This is a genomic window from Streptomyces sp. H27-C3, from assembly GCF_030063415.1.
Taxonomy (GTDB): Bacteria; Actinomycetota; Actinomycetes; order Streptomycetales; family Streptomycetaceae; genus Streptomyces.
In genome coordinates, this window is the sequence record NZ_JASITA010000094.1 from 1 (window position 1) to 2,500 (window position 2,500).

Sequence of the window (2,500 nt, forward strand, 5' to 3'; positions counted from 1 at the left end):
AACACAGTGGACGCGAGCAACTGAGGACAAGCCCTCGGCCTATTAGTACCAGTCAGCTCCACCCGTTACCGGGCTTCCACATCTGGCCTATCAACCCAGTCGTCTACTGGGAGCCTTAACCACTCAAGGTGGTGGGAATACTCATCTCGAAGCAGGCTTCCCGCTTAGATGCTTTCAGCGGTTATCCTTTCCGAACGTAGCCAACCAGCCGTGCCCTTGGCAGGACAACTGGCACACCAGAGGTTCGTCCGTCCCGGTCCTCTCGTACTAGGGACAGCCCTTCTCAATATTCCTACGCGCGCAGAGGATAGGGACCGAACTGTCTCACGACGTTCTAAACCCAGCTCGCGTACCGCTTTAATGGGCGAACAGCCCAACCCTTGGGACCGACTCCAGCCCCAGGATGCGACGAGCCGACATCGAGGTGCCAAACCATCCCGTCGATATGGACTCTTGGGGAAGATCAGCCTGTTATCCCCGGGGTACCTTTTATCCGTTGAGCGACAGCGCTTCCACAAGCCACTGCCGGATCACTAGTCCCGACTTTCGTCCCTGCTCGACCCGTCGGTCTCACAGTCAAGCTCCCTTGTGCACTTACACTCAACACCTGATTGCCAACCAGGCTGAGGGAACCTTTGGGCGCCTCCGTTACTCTTTAGGAGGCAACCGCCCCAGTTAAACTACCCATCAGACACTGTCCCTGATCCGGATCACGGACCGAGGTTAGACATCCAGCACGACCAGAGTGGTATTTCAAGATTGACTCCACACACACTGGCGTGCATGCTTCAACGTCTCCCACCTATCCTACACAAGCCGAACCGAACACCAATATCAAACTATAGTAAAGGTCCCGGGGTCTTTCCGTCCTTCTGCGCGAAACGAGCATCTTTACTCGTAGTGCAATTTCACCGGGCCTATGGTTGAGACAGTCGAGAAGTCGTTACGCCATTCGTGCAGGTCGGAACTTACCCGACAAGGAATTTCGCTACCTTAGGATGGTTATAGTTACCACCGCCGTTTACTGGCGCTTAAGTTCTCAGCCTCGCACACCCGAAAGTGCACTAACCGGTCCCCTTAACGTTCCAGCACCGGGCAGGCGTCAGTCCGTATACATCGCCTTACGGCTTCGCACGGACCTGTGTTTTTAGTAAACAGTCGCTTCTCGCTGGTCTCTGCGGCCACCCCCAGCTCACGGAGCAAGTCCGATCACTAGTGATGGCCCCCCTTCTCCCGAAGTTACGGGGGCATTTTGCCGAGTTCCTTAACCATAGTTCACCCGAACGCCTCGGTATTCTCTACCTGACTACCTGAGTCGGTTTAGGGTACGGGCCGCCATGAAACTCGCTAGAGGCTTTTCTCGACAGCATAGGATCATCCACTTCACCACAATCGGCTCGGCATCAGGTCTCAGCCACATGTCATCCGGATTTACCTGGACAACGGCCTACACCCTTACCCCGGGACTACCACCGCCCGGGCTGGACTACCTTCCTGCGTCACCCCATCGCTTACCTACTGCCACCTTGGGCCGGCGGCTCCACCACTTCCCTTTGCCCGAAGGCTCCAGGACGGCTTCACGGCCTTAGCATTAATGGGTTCAGTACTGGGCGTTTCAAAGCGGGTACCGGAATATCAACCGGTTGTCCATCGACTACGCCTGTCGGCCTCGCCTTAGGTCCCGACTTACCCTGGGCAGATCAGCTTGACCCAGGAACCCTTAGTCAATCGGCGCACACGTTTCTCACGTGTGTATCGCTACTCATGCCTGCATTCTCACTCGTGAACCGTCCACCACTCGCTTACGCGGCGGCTTCACCCGGCACACGACGCTCCCCTACCCATCCGCACTCCCGTTGGGGATATGTGTACGAATGACACGACTTCGGCGGTACGCTTGAGCCCCGCTACATTGTCGGCGCGGAATCACTAGACCAGTGAGCTATTACGCACTCTTTCAAGGATGGCTGCTTCTAAGCCAACCTCCTGGTTGTCTGTGCGACTCCACATCCTTTCCCACTTAGCGTACGCTTAGGGGCCTTAGTCGATGCTCTGGGCTGTTTCCCTCTCGACCATGGAGCTTATCCCCCACAGTCTCACTGCCGTGCTCTCACTTACCGGCATTCGGAGTTTGGCTAAGGTCAGTAACCCGGTAGGGCCCATCGCCTATCCAGTGCTCTACCTCCGGCAAGAAACACACGACGCTGCACCTAAATGCATTTCGGGGAGAACCAGCTATCACGGAGTTTGATTGGCCTTTCACCCCTAACCACAGGTCATCCCCCAGGTTTTCAACCCTGGTGGGTTCGGTCCTCCACGACCTCTTACAGCCGCTTCAACCTGCCCATGGCTAGATCACTCCGCTTCGGGTCTTGAGCGCGCTACTAAACCGCCCTATTCGGACTCGCTTTCGCTACGGCTTCCCCACACGGGTTAACCTCGCAACACACCGCAAACTCGCAGGCTCATTCTTCAAAAGGCACGCAGTCACGACCATATG

General features: G+C 56.4%; 1 rRNA gene (cut by a window edge). It reads right to left on the reverse strand.

Annotated features, from left to right (window positions below):
* Positions 1-22: 22 nt before the first annotated feature.
* A 23S ribosomal RNA gene (locus QMK30_RS38055) occupies positions 23-2,500 on the reverse strand; it runs 645 nt beyond the window's last position.